The sequence below is a fragment of the Niallia sp. FSL W8-0951 genome (genome assembly GCF_038006525.1).
GTDB classification, from domain to species: Bacteria; Bacillota; Bacilli; order Bacillales; family Cytobacillaceae; genus Niallia; species Niallia circulans.
On the sequence record NZ_JBBOVK010000001.1, the window covers coordinates 3,448,653 to 3,465,864 of the forward strand.

The 17,212-nt window shown below is 36.2% G+C and carries 13 protein-coding genes, 1 pseudogene and 2 riboswitches; of the genes and pseudogenes, 4 read left to right on the top strand and 10 right to left on the bottom strand.

What is annotated here, in order from left to right; genetic code table 11:
* Positions 1 to 19 precede the first annotated feature (19 nt).
* On the bottom strand, positions 20 to 1,378 hold the full coding sequence (locus NSS71_RS16860; protein WP_047941954.1) for a uracil-xanthine permease family protein: 1,359 nt from the start codon (positions 1,376 to 1,378) through the stop codon (positions 20 to 22).
* A 182-nt stretch (positions 1,379 to 1,560) separates the two neighbouring features.
* Positions 1,561 to 1,662: riboswitch (purine riboswitch) on the bottom strand.
* Between the two features lie 157 nt (positions 1,663 to 1,819).
* On the opposite strand from NSS71_RS16860, the gene guaD reads away from it, so the two are divergent.
* Positions 1,820 to 3,187, top strand: a complete 1,368-nt coding sequence (gene guaD, locus NSS71_RS16865) for a guanine deaminase (RefSeq protein ID WP_341151849.1) — start codon at positions 1,820 to 1,822, stop codon at positions 3,185 to 3,187.
* Positions 3,188 to 3,348: 161 nt separating this feature from the next.
* Here guaD and NSS71_RS16870 read toward each other — a convergent pair whose 3' ends face one another.
* The 5 genes from NSS71_RS16870 to NSS71_RS16890 form a co-directional block, all read right to left on the bottom strand.
* Positions 3,349 to 4,188, bottom strand: a complete 840-nt coding sequence (locus NSS71_RS16870; RefSeq protein WP_341151850.1) for an endonuclease/exonuclease/phosphatase family protein — start codon at positions 4,186 to 4,188, stop codon at positions 3,349 to 3,351.
* Complete coding sequence (locus NSS71_RS16875; protein WP_047941949.1) at positions 4,185 to 5,828, bottom strand: PTS transporter subunit IIBC; 1,644 nt, start codon at positions 5,826 to 5,828, stop codon at positions 4,185 to 4,187. Before NSS71_RS16875 ends, NSS71_RS16870 begins: the two co-directional genes overlap by 4 nt.
* 325 nt (positions 5,829 to 6,153) lie before the next feature.
* The gene (rbsK, locus tag NSS71_RS16880; protein ID WP_047941948.1) at positions 6,154 to 7,068 is read right to left on the bottom strand and encodes a ribokinase; all 915 of its coding nucleotides are present in this window, start codon (positions 7,066 to 7,068) and stop codon (positions 6,154 to 6,156) included.
* Positions 7,069 to 7,090: 22 nt separating this feature from the next.
* Positions 7,091 to 7,750, bottom strand: coding sequence for a ribulose-phosphate 3-epimerase (rpe, locus tag NSS71_RS16885; protein ID WP_047941947.1), 660 nt, complete (start codon positions 7,748 to 7,750; stop codon positions 7,091 to 7,093).
* The gene (locus NSS71_RS16890) at positions 7,743 to 8,759 is read right to left on the bottom strand and encodes a LacI family DNA-binding transcriptional regulator (protein WP_047941946.1); all 1,017 of its coding nucleotides are present in this window, start codon (positions 8,757 to 8,759) and stop codon (positions 7,743 to 7,745) included. Before NSS71_RS16890 ends, rpe begins: the two co-directional genes overlap by 8 nt.
* 293 nt (positions 8,760 to 9,052) lie before the next feature.
* Here NSS71_RS16890 and NSS71_RS16895 point away from each other — a divergent pair, with 293 nt between their 5' ends.
* From NSS71_RS16895 to NSS71_RS16905, 3 genes are all read left to right on the top strand, one after another.
* Positions 9,053 to 10,471, top strand: coding sequence for a PTS transporter subunit IIC (locus NSS71_RS16895; RefSeq protein ID WP_095259543.1), 1,419 nt, complete (start codon positions 9,053 to 9,055; stop codon positions 10,469 to 10,471).
* A gap of 187 nt (positions 10,472 to 10,658) precedes the next feature.
* A riboswitch (purine riboswitch) is annotated at positions 10,659 to 10,760 on the top strand.
* A 73-nt stretch (positions 10,761 to 10,833) separates the two neighbouring features.
* Positions 10,834 to 11,907: a solute carrier family 23 protein gene (locus tag NSS71_RS16900; protein WP_061799428.1), complete on the top strand. Its 1,074-nt coding sequence runs from the start codon at positions 10,834 to 10,836 to the stop codon at positions 11,905 to 11,907.
* A gap of 18 nt (positions 11,908 to 11,925) precedes the next feature.
* The gene (locus tag NSS71_RS16905; RefSeq protein ID WP_172885269.1) at positions 11,926 to 12,459 is read left to right on the top strand and encodes a phosphoribosyltransferase family protein; all 534 of its coding nucleotides are present in this window, start codon (positions 11,926 to 11,928) and stop codon (positions 12,457 to 12,459) included.
* A gap of 173 nt (positions 12,460 to 12,632) precedes the next feature.
* On the opposite strand, the pseudogene NSS71_RS16910 reads toward NSS71_RS16905, so the two are convergent.
* From NSS71_RS16910 to NSS71_RS16925, 4 genes and pseudogenes are all read right to left on the bottom strand, one after another.
* Positions 12,633 to 13,133, bottom strand: a pseudogene (locus NSS71_RS16910) (transaldolase family protein); the annotation flags it as partial.
* A 104-nt stretch (positions 13,134 to 13,237) separates the two neighbouring features.
* The gene (locus tag NSS71_RS16915; RefSeq protein WP_061799439.1) at positions 13,238 to 14,299 is read right to left on the bottom strand and encodes an endo-1,4-beta-xylanase; all 1,062 of its coding nucleotides are present in this window, start codon (positions 14,297 to 14,299) and stop codon (positions 13,238 to 13,240) included.
* Between the two features lie 207 nt (positions 14,300 to 14,506).
* Positions 14,507 to 15,673 (bottom strand): nucleotide sugar dehydrogenase, encoded by a 1,167-nt coding sequence (locus NSS71_RS16920; RefSeq protein ID WP_061799445.1) that lies wholly within the window; start codon positions 15,671 to 15,673, stop codon positions 14,507 to 14,509.
* A gap of 62 nt (positions 15,674 to 15,735) precedes the next feature.
* Entirely contained in the window at positions 15,736 to 17,100 is a 1,365-nt protein-coding gene (locus tag NSS71_RS16925) for a sugar phosphate nucleotidyltransferase (RefSeq protein ID WP_061799450.1), read from the bottom strand.
* Positions 17,101 to 17,212: the final 112 nt, after the last annotated feature.

Below are 17,212 nucleotides of genomic sequence, written 5' to 3' on the forward strand. Positions count from 1 at the left end.
GCCTCTCCTGTTCCTATTTTTAGTTAATATTTACCGTTGGCTTGTTTGTATTTACACGCTCTACTTGTTTTTGCGGCAAAACTAGATTAAGAATTAATGCAGCAATGGCTCCTATAGCTGTCCCTGATGATACAAAGTAAGTAACAATTTCAGGCAGCCCATTTAACACATTCGCCGGCATTAATACAGCAAATAAAGCGAGCATGATTGGAACTCCAATAACAATCATATTTCTCTCCGTAAATTCCAATCCTTTCACGACTTTAAATCCATTCATCATAATGATTACGCATAAAATCGCAAATACACTATTAATCACCACACTAGGGATACAGGCAATCAAACTCGTCAGTTTTGGCATCATGCCTAGAACTACTAACATAATTCCACCCATAATAATTGGCTTACGGCTCTTTACTCCTGTAATCGCAATAATACCAGCATTAGAGGAATAGCCCGTTACTGGCGTTCCACCAAAAAAAGAACCGACAAAACAGCCTAACCCTTCACCGAATGCACCGCCATTTAAACGTTTGTCATTAAGCTCTTCACCCGTTACATTGCTTACAGTAAACCATGTTCCCGTTGTTTCAATAGTGACAATTAAGTAAACTACAATCATGACTAGGATGGCATGAACATTGAATTGTGGCGCTCCAAATGCAAATAGACTTGGCATTTGAAACCAGCTTGCATTTTCTAATGAGGCAAAACTAACTAAACCGAAGAAAGAGGCAACAAGTGAGCCTAATCCTAGTGCTAAGATAACCGATACTACTTTTATATATTTCCATTTAGATTTAGCCTTTTCCCCTACGTACATACAGAAAATCAATACAGCTGCTGTAACGGTCGCAACCAAGATATTTTCGCCAAAACTACCTTCTGCTGTATAAATAGAATTAATCGCACTCGGCATTAAAGAAATCCCTACAACCACAATAACAGTCCCAGCAACAATCGGTGGGATGACTTTTCTAACCACTTTGCTATAGAGTTTAAGCGGATAACCAAGCAAGGCAATAATTAACGCACCAGGTATTAAGCTGCCTATCATTGTTCCAATTCCTGATGTCGTTCCAATTGCTGCAAGTGCACTTAATGGCACAAAGGAAGGTCCTTGCATAACAGGAAGCTTCATTGCAAAGCCTGCTTGAATAATCGTTGCAATTCCACATGCGATAAAGGTCATTTGGATCAGCAATGCACTATCCGATACGGAAAAGGACAATAAGCCTGCCAAGATAATCGGCGGGATAAACAAATCCATCGCTAATATTTGCTGTACTCCTAGAAAAATCGATTTGCCAACGGTAATTTCTTCTTTTCCTTTCTGTATATTCCCCTTTGCTTCCAAATCTTTTGCCATATTCTCCATCCCAGTACCCCCTGTTGATGATACCTTCATATAATCTTTGTTTCTTCATTAACGAGCAAATTCACCGAACAGAAAAGCTCGAAGTACATACCTTCCTTAACAAAAGAAAAGCATGCACTTCGAGCCCTTTATAATCAAAGTATGACAAGAATAGACATCTCCCTATAAAGGGACGTCATGTCCATTTTATCTCTGCTTTTCATAGTCAGTTTATTTACGGTAAACAGGTAGAAACTTGTAGGCCATATCCCTACGATTATATGAAAATACACTATTTATTTTTGAATATTATAGCAACCTGAAACATTTGCAATGCTCAAGCTCACCTTCAACATTCACTTCATTTTTTAAAATACGCAATAAAATTTTTTATTTACTAGCAATTATCAACTTGCTACAATGACTATATTAACACAAAACACGAACATTAGGAAGGTGTTTATGAACAATTATACGCATATTTTTCACGGAACTGCTTTTTCTAGTGAATCTCCCAAAAAAGTAACTATATTGAAAGACTATTTATTCTTTATCGATACCAATGGAATGATAAAAAAAATGATTGGACCGGAACAGGCCGAATATCCAGCCTTGTTAGAGACTTATGAAGGACAAGCTAACTTCCACCGTTTAGCAGAGGGGCAATATTTCTTACCTGGTTTTGTAGACTTGCATGTTCATGCACCGCAATGGGCACAGTCGGGTACAGCTTTAGATATCCCGCTATACGATTGGCTGCATACCTATACATTTCCGCTAGAAGCTAAGTATGCAGATTTATCCTTCGCCTCATCAGTATATGAAGACTTGGTAAGCACCTTGCTTGCAAATGGAACAACAACCGTTCTTTATTTCGCGACTGTCCACAAAGAGGCGAGTTTGTTATTGGCAAAAATCTGTGCAGAAAAAGGGCAAAGAGGTTTAGTAGGCAAGGTCGTCATGGATGATCCAGAACAAAACCCATCCTATTACCGAGATGCTGATACAAAAACAGCTCTAGCTGATACAGAGTCATTTATTTTAGCCGTGAAAGAGTTAGCCAAAGAGGCGAAACAAGGTGTTTATCCTGTTGTTACACCTCGATTTATTCCAAGCTGCTCAGACGAAGCCCTTAAGGGACTTGGCGAATTGGCAGCAAAATATGATACCCATATTCAGTCCCATTGCAGTGAAAGTGACTGGGCCCATGGTTATGTAAAAGAACGCTTGGGTAAGCATGATGCATTCGCTCTCCATGATTTTGGATTATTAGGCGACAAATCTGTGATGGCTCATTGTAACTTCTTAAATGACAACGATGCCGCATTATTTGTGGAAACTGGTACAGCCATCAGCCATTGCCCGCTATCCAACGCCTATTTCGCCAATAGCGTACTGCCCATAAAAAGATTTCAATCATTGGGAATTGATATCGGACTAGGTACAGATATTTCCGCTGGTGCCACTCCAAGTCTTTATGATAATGCGAAGCAAGCCGTTGTTTCCTCGAGAATGCTAGAAGATGGCGTAAATCCAGCTCTTCCCGCAGAGGAAAGAGGCGTACCAGATTCCCGAATTTCTATTCATGAAGCCTTTTATCTAGCAACTGCCGGCGGGGGTGAAAGCTTAAGTCTGCCAATCGGACGTTTACAAGAAAACTACACTTGGGATGTACAAATCATTGATACAAAAACACCAACTGCAAAACTGCCGATTTTCTCTGAAGCAGAAGATTTAGATGATATTTTCCAAAAGATCCTCTATCTCGTACGCCCAGATAATATCTCGGAAGTTTGGGTTCAAGGAGAGAAAGTTCACTCCCGTTCTTGAGAATTCTATTGGTCTACAATCAATCAGATAACATGAAGCACCCTAATCAAACGTTTGATTAGGGTGCTTCTGCTAAGTAAAAAAGCTAATATTGAAGAATATATTTAAATGTCCCTTGTAGAGAGACAGTGTCTTTTTATGGTGCCTGTCACCCTATCTTGTCACCCTATCTCTACCTTAACCCCAAAATGATCAGACACAACCGGCGTGGTTCTTCCATCAAAAACAGTTTCATATGAGTAAACAGATAGATTAGAAGAAACAAAGATATAATCAATCCGAAGCAGATCACTATTATTCTCCCAGCCATCAATTTTCTTCACCACAGTATGGCTGCCATTTTTGACCGTGGCATCTAGATAAGCATCCTTTAAATGAGGGTGCTTGGAAACAACACTATACCCTTCCTCTTCGATATGGGCAGGGTTATTAAAATCGCCCATCAACAAGATACATCCACCTGCCCGTGCTTCCGCTTCCCATGCCTCAACAAGCTTGTTCCATTCATACAAGAAAGGATAGCTTTCGGTTTCATCCTGCCACCAAGAGAGGTGCAATCCGTATACTAAATAGTTTCTTTCACTTGCTTGAAAACTAACTTCCAACGCTTTTCTTGTATGATAGTCTGTATAATCATCTTTGCGGGACAGCAATATCCCTCTTGCATTTGTTACTTTAAATCGAGTGAGAATGGCGATTCCTTCATCATATTGGTCGTAACCAATATGACTAGGAACCCAGCTCCAATAATATTCAAGCCCTTCTTTCTTCAGCTCCTGCTGGAGAAGAAAAGCAAAGTTATCTTTTTTAATTACCGTATCTTGATTGGGGGCAATGAAAAAAGAATCCACCTCTGCATCCTCTGCATCCATCGATTGATTTACTTCCTGTAAGGAAATAACATCATAGGAATCAGCAAGCAATTGCTCCTTGATCGCTTCCAGTTTTTCTAAAGGACTTTCTTCTATCCAGCTATGGGTATTTAATGTTAATAATTTCATTCACTTTGCTCCAAATAGTCATTAATGTCTGATTTCAGAATGTCAGCCTTTGGACCATAGATAGCTTGAACACCGCCATCCTTCTTAATTAAGCCCATTGCACCAGCTGCTTTCCATGACGATTCATCGCCTACTTTATCTAGCTCTTTTACGGAGACACGCAGTCTTGTCATACAGGCATCCACATCGGTAATATTAGCTTTTCCGCCTAATAAGTCGACAATTTCTAACACTTGGCTGTTAGTAGGACCAGCGTTCCCTGCTTCTGTGGTGTTAGAATCTGCATCACTTTCATAGTTACCATTGCGACCTGGTGTTGAAAAATTAAATTTCTTAATCATGAAATTCGCAATAAAATAGCTCACTATAAAGAAGACAATACATACAATTACAAAGTTTAGGACGTCGCCTCCCAAGCCTGCTTTAAAAGCAATCGGCAAACGTGTAATCAGTTCTAAGTTTCCAAAGGAATGGAGCCGTAAATGGACAATATCCGCAGAGGCAAAAGCTAATCCTTGTAAAATAGCATAAACAACATAAAGTACAGGAGCAGCAAACATAAACATGAATTCTAATGGCTCTGTAACCCCTGTTAAGAAGACAGCGATGGCTGCGGAAAAAATCATTGATTTATATTTTTTCTTTTTATCCATATCCACATTTCGGTAGATTGCAACAGCGACTCCCATCAAAATTGCTGTCGCCCCAATCATCTGCCCTACTTTAAAACGTGCTGGAGTAACAGATGATAGCAGTTGATTATATGCCGCAGTATCACCCGCATTTTGTAGATTCACTAAATCACTTGCCCATGCTAGCCAAAGTGGGTCTTGTCCAAATACTTCCTTACCAGCCATCACACCAGACATGATCGTATATGTTCCACCTAGTGAGGTATAGTTAATTGGAATCGTTAACATATGGTGTAGACCAAATGGAATAAGTAGACGTTCAGCTGTACCATAGATAAAAGGCGCTAGGATTGGAGCGCTTTCACTTGAAGTCGCAATCCACAGTCCAAAATGGTTAATTCCTGTTTGAATCGTTGGCCAAATCACCGCAAGGATCAAGGAAACGATAACAGACCAAAGGATAACCACAAACGGTACAAATCGTTTTCCATTAAAGAAGGCCAGTGCATCTGGCAGCTTTCTGAAATTGTAATATTTATTATAGACAATGGCTCCGATAAAGCCGGAGATAATCCCCACAAACACACCCATATTAAGTGCAGGCGCTTCCAATACACTTGTAAAATATCCTTCTACTAAAATCTTGGTTCCAAATAAAGTATGCGTAAATGCACCATCTTCAGATAGCATTTCATTTGTGACCCCAAAGATAGAGCCTGTAATTCTATTAATTAATAAGAAGGCAATCCCCGCAGCAAAGGCCCCGCCTGCTTTTTCCTTTGCCCACGAACCACCAATTGCTAAGGCAAATAAAATATGTAAATTCCCAATAATCCCCCAACCAATATTCTCTACAACGCTTCCAATTGTGATAAAAACAGAAGCATCAATCATGGCAATCAGCTTACCTAAACTAATCATAATCCCAGCTGCCGGCATAACAGCTACCACTACCATCAATGCTTTTCCGAATTTTTGCCAAAATTCAAATGACAACATTTTTTTCATTGTGTTCCCTCCTATTTCCAATTAAAACGTTTGCACTAAAACTTATCTTTGATTATAGTAATATATCTACCATTTTACAAGAAAAATATTTATAATATTAGTAATTAATTGTAAAAATAGCGCAAACGATTGCATTAATCGGAATCACCTTCAGAAAAAATCCTTCTTTTAAAAAGAATGATAAATAAATTGCTTCTGTTAACCTAACTGTCTATCTCCTATGGACAAAATAGACCGTTTGTCTTTTTATGGTGCCTGACACCCAAAAAATCCCCAACCAGTTATGGATGAGGATTTTATCAAGTTTTTTAGTATAACCAAAGCCTTACTTCACCAAATACCCTTCCACTTCACTCAAAGTTGGGATTGCTTCTTGGCCGCCGCTCCGCGATACTTTTATTCCTGCTGCAACGCTTGCGAAATTAGCCGCTTTTACTAAATCATTCGTATCTAAATAGGCACTAGCAAGAGCACCTGCAAAGCAGTCGCCTGCTCCTACTGTATCCACTGCTTTCACTTTAATAGCATCTACTACTGTTGCTTCTCCATTTTTGTATACTAAGCTTCCATGTTCGCCCATTTTGACAATGACATCAGAAATGCCTTTTTCATTTAGTTTTTTCGCTGCTTCAAGTGCCGTTTCTTTATTTATTACATCAATTCCAGTGATGCGTTTTGTTTCTTGTTTGTTTGGTGTTACTAAGTCAGCATATTGAAAGGCTTCCTCAAAAATTCCATCAGCAGGTGCTGGATCTAAGATTACATACATTCCGCGTTCTTTAGCAGCCTGCATTGCAGCGATGATAGATTCCTTGCTAGTTTCCAATTGGACAAGCAGAATCTTCGCATCTATTTGGGCGAATATCTTCTCAATATCCTCTTTTGATAGAGAATCGTTTGCTCCCTTTGTTCCTACCATTGTGTTTTCACCTGAACTGTCAACAATCGCAACAAAAGTACCAGTACCTGATGCTTCACTTTGCACAATATAACTAGTATCCACATTTTTTGCCTGTAAATTCTCAATCAATTGATTTCCTGCACTATCTTTTCCAACGGATCCAACTAGACACGTTTTTTTACCAAGCTTCGCTACAGAGACAGCCTGGTTTGCTCCCTTTCCCCCTGGCAGCATCTTAATCGAATCACAAAACATCGTATCCCCATATGCTGGATACTTCGGTGCTTCTACAATTATATCCATATTAATACTGCCGACAACTACGATATCATAATTCATTTTAGCTTTCCTCCAGTTGGTTTTAGTTAAATATTTCTCTTGTTAATCGAACATTTTCTTCCAATGAATGATTACTATTAAATACAGCACTTGTTCCTAATACATACATCGACGCACCATTTTCTTGGCATGTTGGAATGGTACTTTCTCCAATATTGCCGTCTACTTGAATCTCGATTTCACGATTATACTGCTTTATCTTCTCATTTAGTTTCGCAATCTTTTCATACATAGAAGGAATAAATTTTTGGCCGGCAAATCCTGGGTTTACAGTCATCACTACGACATAATCAATTAAGTCATATACTTGATCAAGGAATTCAAGCGAAGTTCCCGGATTTATCGCTACTCCCGCTTTTATTCCTTTCTCTTTAATTTTCATTAATACACTATGTAGAGCATTTGTTGATTCTTGATGCACAGAAATCATGTCTGCTCCACACTCTGCAAATAAGTCGATATGTCTTTCTGGCTCTTCTACCATTAAATGAATATCTAATGGGGTTGTTGTAAGTCTGCGAACCGTTTTCACAAAGTCTGGTCCTAATGTGAAATTAGGTACAAATTTTCCATCCATAATGTCAATATGATAAAAATCAACACCCGCTTTATCTAATTCTTTAATATTTTGTTCTAAATTCCCTAAGTCTGCACACATCAGAGATGGTCCGATTTTATTCATTAATACTTCCTCCATTAATTGTTGACGAATTTCTTATGACTAACTTTGGCTCCAATTCATATTGTTTCTGCTTATTCTTCGGATTTTTTATTAATTGGATTAATTCATTGACCGCTAATCTGCCAATATCTTCTTTGCACTGATCTACAGATGAAAGAGTTGGATACATATAGGAAGCAAGACTAATATTATCGTAGCCAACAATCTTCACTTCACTTGGTACTTTAATGCCAAACTCATGGCATGCACGCATAGCGCCAATAGCCATTGCATCGTTTGCACAGAAAATGCTATCGAATGAATGGCCATTTTGAATGAGAGCCTTTGTATTTTCATACCCACTTGCAGTTCCAAAATCACCATAACATATATGCGTTTTGACAGGATGTCCCGCCTCGTTTAAAGCAAGCGTGAATCCAGTTAAACGATCAATCGCACTTTTCTCATTTTTAGGTCCGGAAATAAACACAATATTATTACATTTTTCATCTCGAATAAGATGAGTAACTGCCAGCTGTGCACCTAAAGTGTGATCAACAGTTATGGCAGAGTATGGATGTTCAAAATTTGCACGGTCAATTGTAATTGTTCTAATTCCGCGTTTTTCTAATTCTGCTAAGTCACTTGCATCTACATGAAGCGAATTTATAATGGCGCCACTAACATAGTGGTCAATCATGGATTCTAGATAATATTCCACTTTCATGCGATCATCATCACTATTACATAAATACACATTATAACCGTTTTCATTTGCAACCTTTTCAATTTCCCTAACCAACTCAGGAAAAAAGGGATTATTCAATGTTGGAACAAGAAGCGCAATTAAATTGGAGCTTCCTTCCGAAAGACTTTTGGCTATTTTATTTGGTTTATAATTTAATTTCTTTATGACATTTTCTACATGCGTAATTGTTTCAGGCTTCGCGCCACCTTTATTATTAAGAACTCTTGATACAGTAGCAACAGAAACACCTGCTTCTTTCGCAACATCTTTGATTGTTATCATCTTAATCCCTCATTTACGTAACCGATTACTTATTTTCATTTAATCATTCCAAAAAAATAATGTCAACTGAAATTATATATTTTAAAAACTTACCGCTTTTTATCAATCCAGCGAAAAGGCTCTCCTATCAACGAAACCGGTTACTTCCCTTTCTCTCGTATTCTTTTAAAAATGCTTTTCCTTTAATAAACTAATTTAAATTAATAGTTGTACCTTTAAAAAAATTCTGTTATATTTTGAGTAACCGTTTACGGAACCGATTACGTAAATTTCATAAAAGGAAGGTAAGCCAAATGTTTTTTGAGAAATTAAATGATGCTTTTAATGGCTTTATTAATTTAGGAGGATCTGCCATGATGTTTATCATCATTACGATTCTTTCCTTAATCGTTGGCGTTTCTATCTCGAAAGCAATTGAAGGCGGCCTAAGAATGGCCATTGCCTTAACGGGTATGGGAGCAATTATTTCTTTGCTTACTACTGCTTTTTCACCAGCACTAAATAGTTTTGTAGAATCTACGGGAGTTGCTTTATCTGTTACAGATTTAGGATGGGCTCCACTCGCTGTCATCACATGGGGATCTGTTTACACACTCTACTTCGCTTTTATATGCCTTTTAGTAAACGTATTCATGTTGATCGCCAAGAAAACAACAACCTTAAACGTAGATTTATTTAATATTTGGAATCTCTCTGTCATTGGTCTTCTTACTATGTATTATTCTAACGATAATCTAATTCTTACGACATTATTCGTAGCTTTTATTTACGCATTAATGCTTATCAATGCAGATGTAATGAAGCCTACAATCAATGAGCTTTTAGGATATGATCAAAACAACATTACAACAACTGCTCATCCATCCTTACTAATCGCACCACTTGTTATGGTGTTAAACAAGTTTATCGATATATGCTTACCATTTATTGATAAATTTGACTTTAATGCAGAAGCATTAAATAAAAAAATTGGTTTCTGGGGCAGTAATTTCGCAATTGGTGCCTACTTAGGGATATTCATCGGTATTCTTGGACAATTGTCGGTCGCAGAAATTTTCACCTTAGCCTTTACTGGTGCTGTTGCCCTTGAACTATTTGCATTAGTTGGCAGTTGGTTCGGCCCAGCTATTGGTCCTTTATCCGAAGGTATTACATCGAAAATGAGTAAGCGTTTTAAAGGCCGGAAATTATTGATAGGAATCGACTGGCCAATCCTGGCGACACGCGCAGAACTATGGGCAGTAGCGAATATTTTAGCACCAATCTTGCTGCTAGTCGCTATCTTTCTTCCCGGCAATACAGTCCTTCCATTAGGAGGAATTCTGCTTACTGTATTAGCCCCAGCCCTTCTAATCGTGACAAAGGGAAGAGTGGTGCGCATGACCATTATTGGAACCATTTTAATTCCTTTATTCTTATGGGGAGCAACTTTTATTGCTAAATTCGTGACAGAAACATCTAAAGCTATGGGGAATTTCCCTAATGGACTGGATGCTGACGCCCTGTTCTCTTCCGTGGACTCTGATCCAATTGAAAAAATGCTAGCTATTCTATTTGGGAAAGCTGTCGATACTTGGGATATCAAATTAATAGGATTCTCCGTGTTAGCGCTTATCGCTTATATCCTGTTATTCGGCTGGTACTTTAAACAAATGAGAAAAGAAAATAAGAAAATGGAATTGAAACAAAATACAGATAAGAAAGTGTCATAAACAGAAAATAGGATGTTAACTTTGAAATTTCAGGTTAGCATTCTGTTTTTATTTTCATGGAGCGTATAAAGAAAATCGCCATAACTACTGTATTCATCCTTCAGCAGATTCTACTGCCAAAAGAAGTCCTTATCTTCTGTTTTTTCAAAATTTTTATTCAAAATACGAACTTTTTAAGTTACAATGTAAATATTGTACGTAAATAACCCGTATAATCCCGGTAATATGGTCTGGGAGTCTCTACAGAGTGACCCTAAATCACTCTACTATGGACGGAAAATTTCTTTTTCTAGAAACCGTTCTACTTTGCTGAACGGTTTTTTTCTATAGGACATTGCGGGAAATAGTAAAGGAGAAGGAAAATGGAAGATATACTAAAAGACATACTAGCGGCATTTAGTGTTGTATTAAATGGATTGCCTCAAGGGTTACTGGCGCTATCATTTGGCTTTGCGTCCGTGCCAACTGCGCTTGCCTTTCTTGTAGGTGCTGCTGGGAATAGCTTAACAAGCAATGTGGCCGTTATTTCCTTTCAGGCGGAAACCATAACAGTTGCAGGAACAATGGGAAAAAATATGCGCGAACGGCTCTCTTCCATCTTTTTTGGTGCCTTTTTATTAGTTATTATAGGTGTTTTTGGATTGATGGAACAAATCGTTGCCTGGATTGGTCCTGTTATTACAAATGGGATGATGGCTGGTGTTGGTTTTATGCTTGCGAAGGTTGCCTGGGATATGGCGAAAAACGATCGATTGATTGGGATAACTTCATTCGCTAGTGCCTTATTAACCTATATTATTTCAAAAGACTTAGTATATACAATCACTGTTTCTGTGCTGCTTTCTAGCATTGTCTATCATTTCACTAAAAAAGAATCTGCCACTGTAACAAATATGCTAACAGAAGATAAATTTAAGCTCCAAAAGTTTATTCTCAACCCTTCTGTTATTCGCGGGGCACTCGCTCTTGTTTGTTTAAATATTGGTGCTAATATTGCCTTTGGAAAAATCAATGGAGAAATCGCTGGAGCAAATGTAAACATTGACACGCTAACAATTATTAGTAGTTTAGCAGATATGGTCTCTTCTCTATTTGGTGGAGGACCTGTGGAAATCATTATTTCCGCGACTGCTTCCGCTCCCCATGCAGTATGGGCAGGTGTACTAACAATGGCCATCATGGCAGCGATCCTGTTCTTCAAGCTTTTGCCGAAGATTGGAAAATATGTACCCAGCTCATCCATTGCCGGTTTCCTTTTCGTCCTAGGTGCGATTGTGACATTACCAGGCAATGCAACAGCTGCACTAACTGGTACAGAAGCTAGTTCTCCTATTGTTGGAGCCATTACTATCATCGTAACAGCCATTGCCGATCCATTTTTAGGGTTATTAGCTGGCGTTGTGATGGAATTTTTACTAGGACTCTTTGGAGTTTAAGAAAAAGGAGGATTTATGATGGAGACTTATTCACTAACAGTTGCAGGAGTAAAAAGAGAGTTACCGATTATCCCTATTTCAAATGATTTAAAGATTGCAAGCTTTGTCATTTTAGGTGATACAGAAATCGTCGTTGCAGCCGCTTCCCTTTTAGCAGAGCAATTGAAAGACATCGATTATTTAGTAACAGCTGAGGCAAAAGGAATTCCCCTCGTCCATGAACTATCGAAACAACTAAACATGCCAGAATATATTGTTGCTCGCAAAAGTGTAAAACCCTATATGGACGAACCACTAATTAATCAAGTCGTGTCCATTACCACACAAAAAGAACAATTACTCTGTTTAGATGGAAAAGACGCCGCCAAGATTAAAGGAAAACGCATTGCCATAATTGATGATGTCATTAGCACCGGGGAATCGATACGAGTACTCGAGGAACTAGTTACCAAAGCAGGAGGAATCGTTGTTTCAAAAGCTGCCATTCTTGCTGAAGGAGATGCTGCCGAAAGAGATGATATCGTTTATTTAGAGAAGTTGCCTGTGTTTTAATAGGTTGGGATACAAAGAATGTTTTTTGTGAAGGATTAAAAAAATTGCGTAGTAAAAACAGCCATTGGAACAAACATTGTTCTAATGGCTCTTCATTATTTTATTCACTTTAAAAACAGTACCCGAAGCTCTACAATACTCCCTCAAAAAAGAAAGCAGGAGAAACCATCCTGCTAAATAATGGTATATCCTAATTCTTGTACGTCCTTATTAAACATTTTTACTGTGTCTAGGGATATAGTTTTTAGGTCTCTACCTACGTTTTCTAGTTTGTTAAGGATGTCTGGAGAGCAGGTGATGATGGAACAGCCACATGCGTCTGCTTGCATGATGTTTAATAGCTCTCTCGAACTGGCCCATAATAGCTCCGTTCCTTCTTTTTTGCTGCATATTTTGGCGGCTTCTTTCATAGTGGGAATAGGATCGATTCCCGAATCTGCAATTCTGCCGGCGAATACGGAAACGATATTTTTTGTTCCAGGTTTGAAGGCTTGAACCGTTTCTTCGACTTGGTCTAGTGTTAAAATGGCTGTAATGTTTAATTGCATTCCTTTACTGGATAGTTTTTTGATTAAGGGAATAGATGATTGCCCTATCGAATTAGTAATTGGTATTTTAATATAGACATTTTCTCCCCAGCTATTTATCTTTTCTGCTTCTTTCTCCATGATGGCAAAGTCATCGGAAAATACTTAAAATAAAAAATTTCCCTTTAATCATAAAACCCCCATATTCTTCATTCATAAATCTATACATAATTGTTTAGCATCAATCAAATTTATTGATGAATATTTGTTAAAATATTTTTAATAGCATTATAGCTCGGTTTTTTTTCATAAACACTATTCAGCAACAGAGGACTATCACTCCTTATCCAAGTATATTTATCTGTAAATCCCCACATACTAAAAACGGTACAACTTCCCTTTAAATTCATACATGAATTTAACACAACTGAATATTGCTCAGCCTGTTTCTTTAGCTTTAACTTTTCAGAATAATTACTATCAGAAATCTTTACATCTAATTCCGTAACATTTATTTTTAAACCAATATCTCTAAACCTTTCCATATTTATTGTTATCTCATTTTCAGTGAATTTTTGATATAGATTGGTATGAAATTGAAATCCAATTCCATCAACTGGTATTTTTTCATTTTTAAAACTTTTTAACAAATTAAAAATTGCATTTGATTTTTCATTAGTTACTTCAGCACTATAATCATTGTAAAATAATAGCGCATCAGGATCTGCCTCTTTTGCCCATATAAAAGCCTTTTTTATATATTCAGGTCCAATAGTTCTTAACCAATAAGAATCTTTTAAACTACCATCATTATTAAAAGCCTCATTTACAACATCCCAAGCATATACCCTACCTTTATACCTGTTAACTACTGTATATATATGATTTTTTAAAATTTGTTCAGCTTCTTCCTTAGTAAAGTTAGAATTCTCAAGCCAATCAGGTATTCTTTTATCCCAAACGAGAGTATGCCCTCTAACTTTTATTTCATTTTCTTCAGCAAATTCGACAATCTTGTCGGCATTTTTGAAATTAAATTTATTTAAATTCGGTTGTACTACACTAAACTTCATCTCATTTTCTGGAGTAATAATACTAAATTCTTCTCTTATTTTTTTCTTATATTCAGCATCATTATTAAGTGCCTCTCCGTTCACTGCTGTCCCAATTAATAAATCATGCTTTCTACCTTCCACTTTTAAGCTACTATTTTTATTAGTGTTTACTTCTATATTAAATATAAATATTCCAATACAAATGAATAATAGTAGTAGAAATATAATTAATTTGAGTCTCGATCTCTTATATTGCATTCTAAAGCTCCTAATGAATAGTTTTATTGAGTATACTTATTTCCTAAAAATCAATATATCTATTATTTATATTTGGTATCTATATTCTCTTAAAGTAAAAACTCTTAGTTATTTTTTCAGTTCAATTTCCTATCAAAATACTCAAAAGGAGCACTAAAAAAATAGTACTCCTTTTATATGCTTATTATCCATTTTATTTCACAAATACTAATCTCTACTAAACAAATCCCTCGTATAAACCTTCTCTTCAACATCTGCTAAATCACTAGATAATCTATTAGCAACAATCACATCAGAAATTTCCTTAAATTGATCGAAATCATTAATCACCCTAGAATTATAGAAAGTTTCTTCCTGCAATGCTGGTTCATAAACAACTACTTCAATCCCTTTTGCTTTTATACGTTTCATAACACCTTGTATAGCAGATTGTCTAAAGTTATCTGAATCCATTTTCATTGTTAAGCGATAAATACCAACAATTTTTGGATTCTTTTTGATAATCATTTCTGCTATGTGATCTTTTCTCGTTCTATTGGCATCGACAATGGCTGTCATGATATTATTTGGAACATCTGCATAATTAGCTAAAAGTTGTTTTGTGTCTTTGGGTAAGCAATAGCCACCATATCCAAATGAAGGATTGTTATAATGAGTTCCGATTCTTGGATCTAATCCAACACCATCAATAATTTGTTTTGAATCTAACCCTCTTACTTCAGCATAAGAATCAAGTTCATTAAAGAATGCTACTCTCATCGCTAAATATGTATTAGCAAATAGTTTAATAGCTTCTGCTTCAGTAGAATTCGTAAATAATACATCGATATCTTCTTTAATTGCACCCTGTACTAGTAAATTAGCAAAAACTTTTGCTCTTTCTGATTGTTCGCCTAACACAATGCGCGATGGATACAAATTATCATAAAGTGCTTTACCTTCTCTTAAGAACTCCGGTGAAAAGATAATATTCTCTGTTTCAAATTTCTCCTTAATTTTCTCAGTATATCCTACCGGAACAGTAGATTTGATAACCATTACAGCTTCTGGATTAATAGATAGTACATTAGCAATTACAGCTTCAACTGTTCTAGTATTAAAATAATTTTTTTCTGGATCATAATTAGTTGGTGTAGATATGATTACATATTCTGCATCCTTAAAAGCTTTAAAGTTATCAGTAGTAGCTGATAATTTTAATTCCTTTGTTGCCAAGTATTCCTCTATTTCATGATCTATTATCGGGGATTTTTTCTTATTAATTAAATCTACCTTTTCTTGTATAATATCAAGCGCAATTACGTCATTATGTTGAGCTAAAAGAATAGCATTAGATAGACCCACATAACCAGTCCCAGCAACGGTAATTTTCATATATTAGGCACACTTCCTTTAAGTTTGTAAATCCAAATTAAATTAGAAGTAAAGTTAATCCTCTATACTCTTAAGTCTAATAAAATTTCCTTCCAAGAAAAAATTGGATCCTTTACATCTTCTTCAATAATATTAGTCCCTTTTTGTATCTCAATAATTTCTAAATCCTCTATCGCTCTTAAAGCATGTTTGATATAAGGAGATATTTCTATTACATCACCAGCAGAAATGACACGCGATTCATTATTCATTATTAATTCTCCACTGCCTTTAATTACAGTCCATACCTCTACTCGATGCTGATGGTAATGATAACTCAAATTTTTGCCTGCATTAATACAGATTTTTTTTGTAAGAACTTCCTTTTCTTTATCGTACTTTGAAAAATCAAGAACCTTATACCAGCCCCATATACGCTCTTCATACATTGGACGTTGATTAAAGTCAGTTATTAAATCTTTAAGTTTAGGACTGCTTTCTTTATCACTCACTAAAATGCCATCAGGGGAAGCAGCTACTATTAAGTTTTTTCCTCCTAAAACAGCTACTGGTATTTCAAGTTCGTTTATTAAATGGACATTTTCGCTATCTTCACTAATTGTTCCAATTCCCATTATATTTGTTGTCATTTCCTCAGTAAGGGTATTCCAGGTTCCTAAATCTTTCCAATAACCATTATAATCAATTGCCACGATTTTATTTGCCTTTTCAACTACTTCATAATCAAAGCTATTCTTATTAATTAAATTATATTGTTTTTTTAATTCTTCATAATTCGTTGATAATCCCAAATCTTCTATTATGTTAATAATAAATGAGAGTTTAAATGCAAAAACTCCACAATTCCATAAGGCACCTTTTTTAATTAACTCTTTTGCTTGTAATTCGGACGGTTTTTCTTTAAAATGACTAACTTGTAAATAATCATGTTGTAATTTGTCGTTACTCGGAACAATATAGCCATATTTTGAAGATGGAAAAGTTGGATTAACCCCTATTAGCGCTAAATCAGAATCAGTATTTTTTACAATATGCTCTAACTCTGCGACTCTTAAAAAAAATTCATCTTCAACATATGGATCTACAGGTAGAATACCAACAACTTCATCCATATCAACAGCACACTTTGTATATAAATATGCAGCAGATAATGCAATTGCTGGGAATGTATCACGTCTTTCTGGTTCAACTACAATTGACACTTTATTACCAAGTTGATTCTTAATCATATCTACTTGAGAGGCACTAGTAGCAATCACAACAGACTTATCCAAACCTACGTTTTTTAGTTGCTTATATACTCTTTGAACCATGGATGCTCTATTATTTTTATCTTCTAAAACTTTTAAAAATTGCTTAGAACGAGCATCATTTGATAGCGGCCATAGTCTTTTTCCTGATCCACCTGATAATAATACTAATTTCATAGTATACTCCTCTATAAATATATTGTTAAATTTCTCATGCAATTTTGGTGCAAACAATTAATCACTATCTTTTCAACTCATTCTTTAGTAAGTTGTCCCTTGCACAAACTAT

Excerpts from the sequence above, each read along its gene's own strand:
- NSS71_RS16860 (WP_047941954.1), bottom strand. The coding sequence starts at position 1,378 with ATGGAGAATATGGCAAAAGATTTGGAAGCAAAGGGGAATATACAGAAA.
- guaD (WP_341151849.1), top strand. The coding sequence starts at position 1,820 with ATGAACAATTATACGCATATTTTTCACGGAACTGCTTTTTCTAGTGAA.
- NSS71_RS16870 (WP_341151850.1), bottom strand. The coding sequence starts at position 4,188 with ATGAAATTATTAACATTAAATACCCATAGCTGGATAGAAGAAAGTCCT.
- NSS71_RS16875 (WP_047941949.1), bottom strand. The coding sequence starts at position 5,828 with ATGAAAAAAATGTTGTCATTTGAATTTTGGCAAAAATTCGGAAAAGCA.
- rbsK (WP_047941948.1), bottom strand. The coding sequence starts at position 7,068 with ATGAATTATGATATCGTAGTTGTCGGCAGTATTAATATGGATATAATT.
- rpe (WP_047941947.1), bottom strand. The coding sequence starts at position 7,750 with ATGAATAAAATCGGACCATCTCTGATGTGTGCAGACTTAGGGAATTTA.
- NSS71_RS16890 (WP_047941946.1), bottom strand. The coding sequence starts at position 8,759 with ATGATAACAATCAAAGATGTTGCGAAAGAAGCAGGTGTTTCTGTTGCT.
- NSS71_RS16895 (WP_095259543.1), top strand. The coding sequence starts at position 9,053 with ATGTTTTTTGAGAAATTAAATGATGCTTTTAATGGCTTTATTAATTTA.
- NSS71_RS16900 (WP_061799428.1), top strand. The coding sequence starts at position 10,834 with ATGGAAGATATACTAAAAGACATACTAGCGGCATTTAGTGTTGTATTA.
- NSS71_RS16905 (WP_172885269.1), top strand. The coding sequence starts at position 11,926 with ATGGAGACTTATTCACTAACAGTTGCAGGAGTAAAAAGAGAGTTACCG.
- NSS71_RS16915 (WP_061799439.1), bottom strand. The coding sequence starts at position 14,299 with ATGCAATATAAGAGATCGAGACTCAAATTAATTATATTTCTACTACTA.
- NSS71_RS16920 (WP_061799445.1), bottom strand. The coding sequence starts at position 15,673 with ATGAAAATTACCGTTGCTGGGACTGGTTATGTGGGTCTATCTAATGCT.
- NSS71_RS16925 (WP_061799450.1), bottom strand. The coding sequence starts at position 17,100 with ATGAAATTAGTATTATTATCAGGTGGATCAGGAAAAAGACTATGGCCG.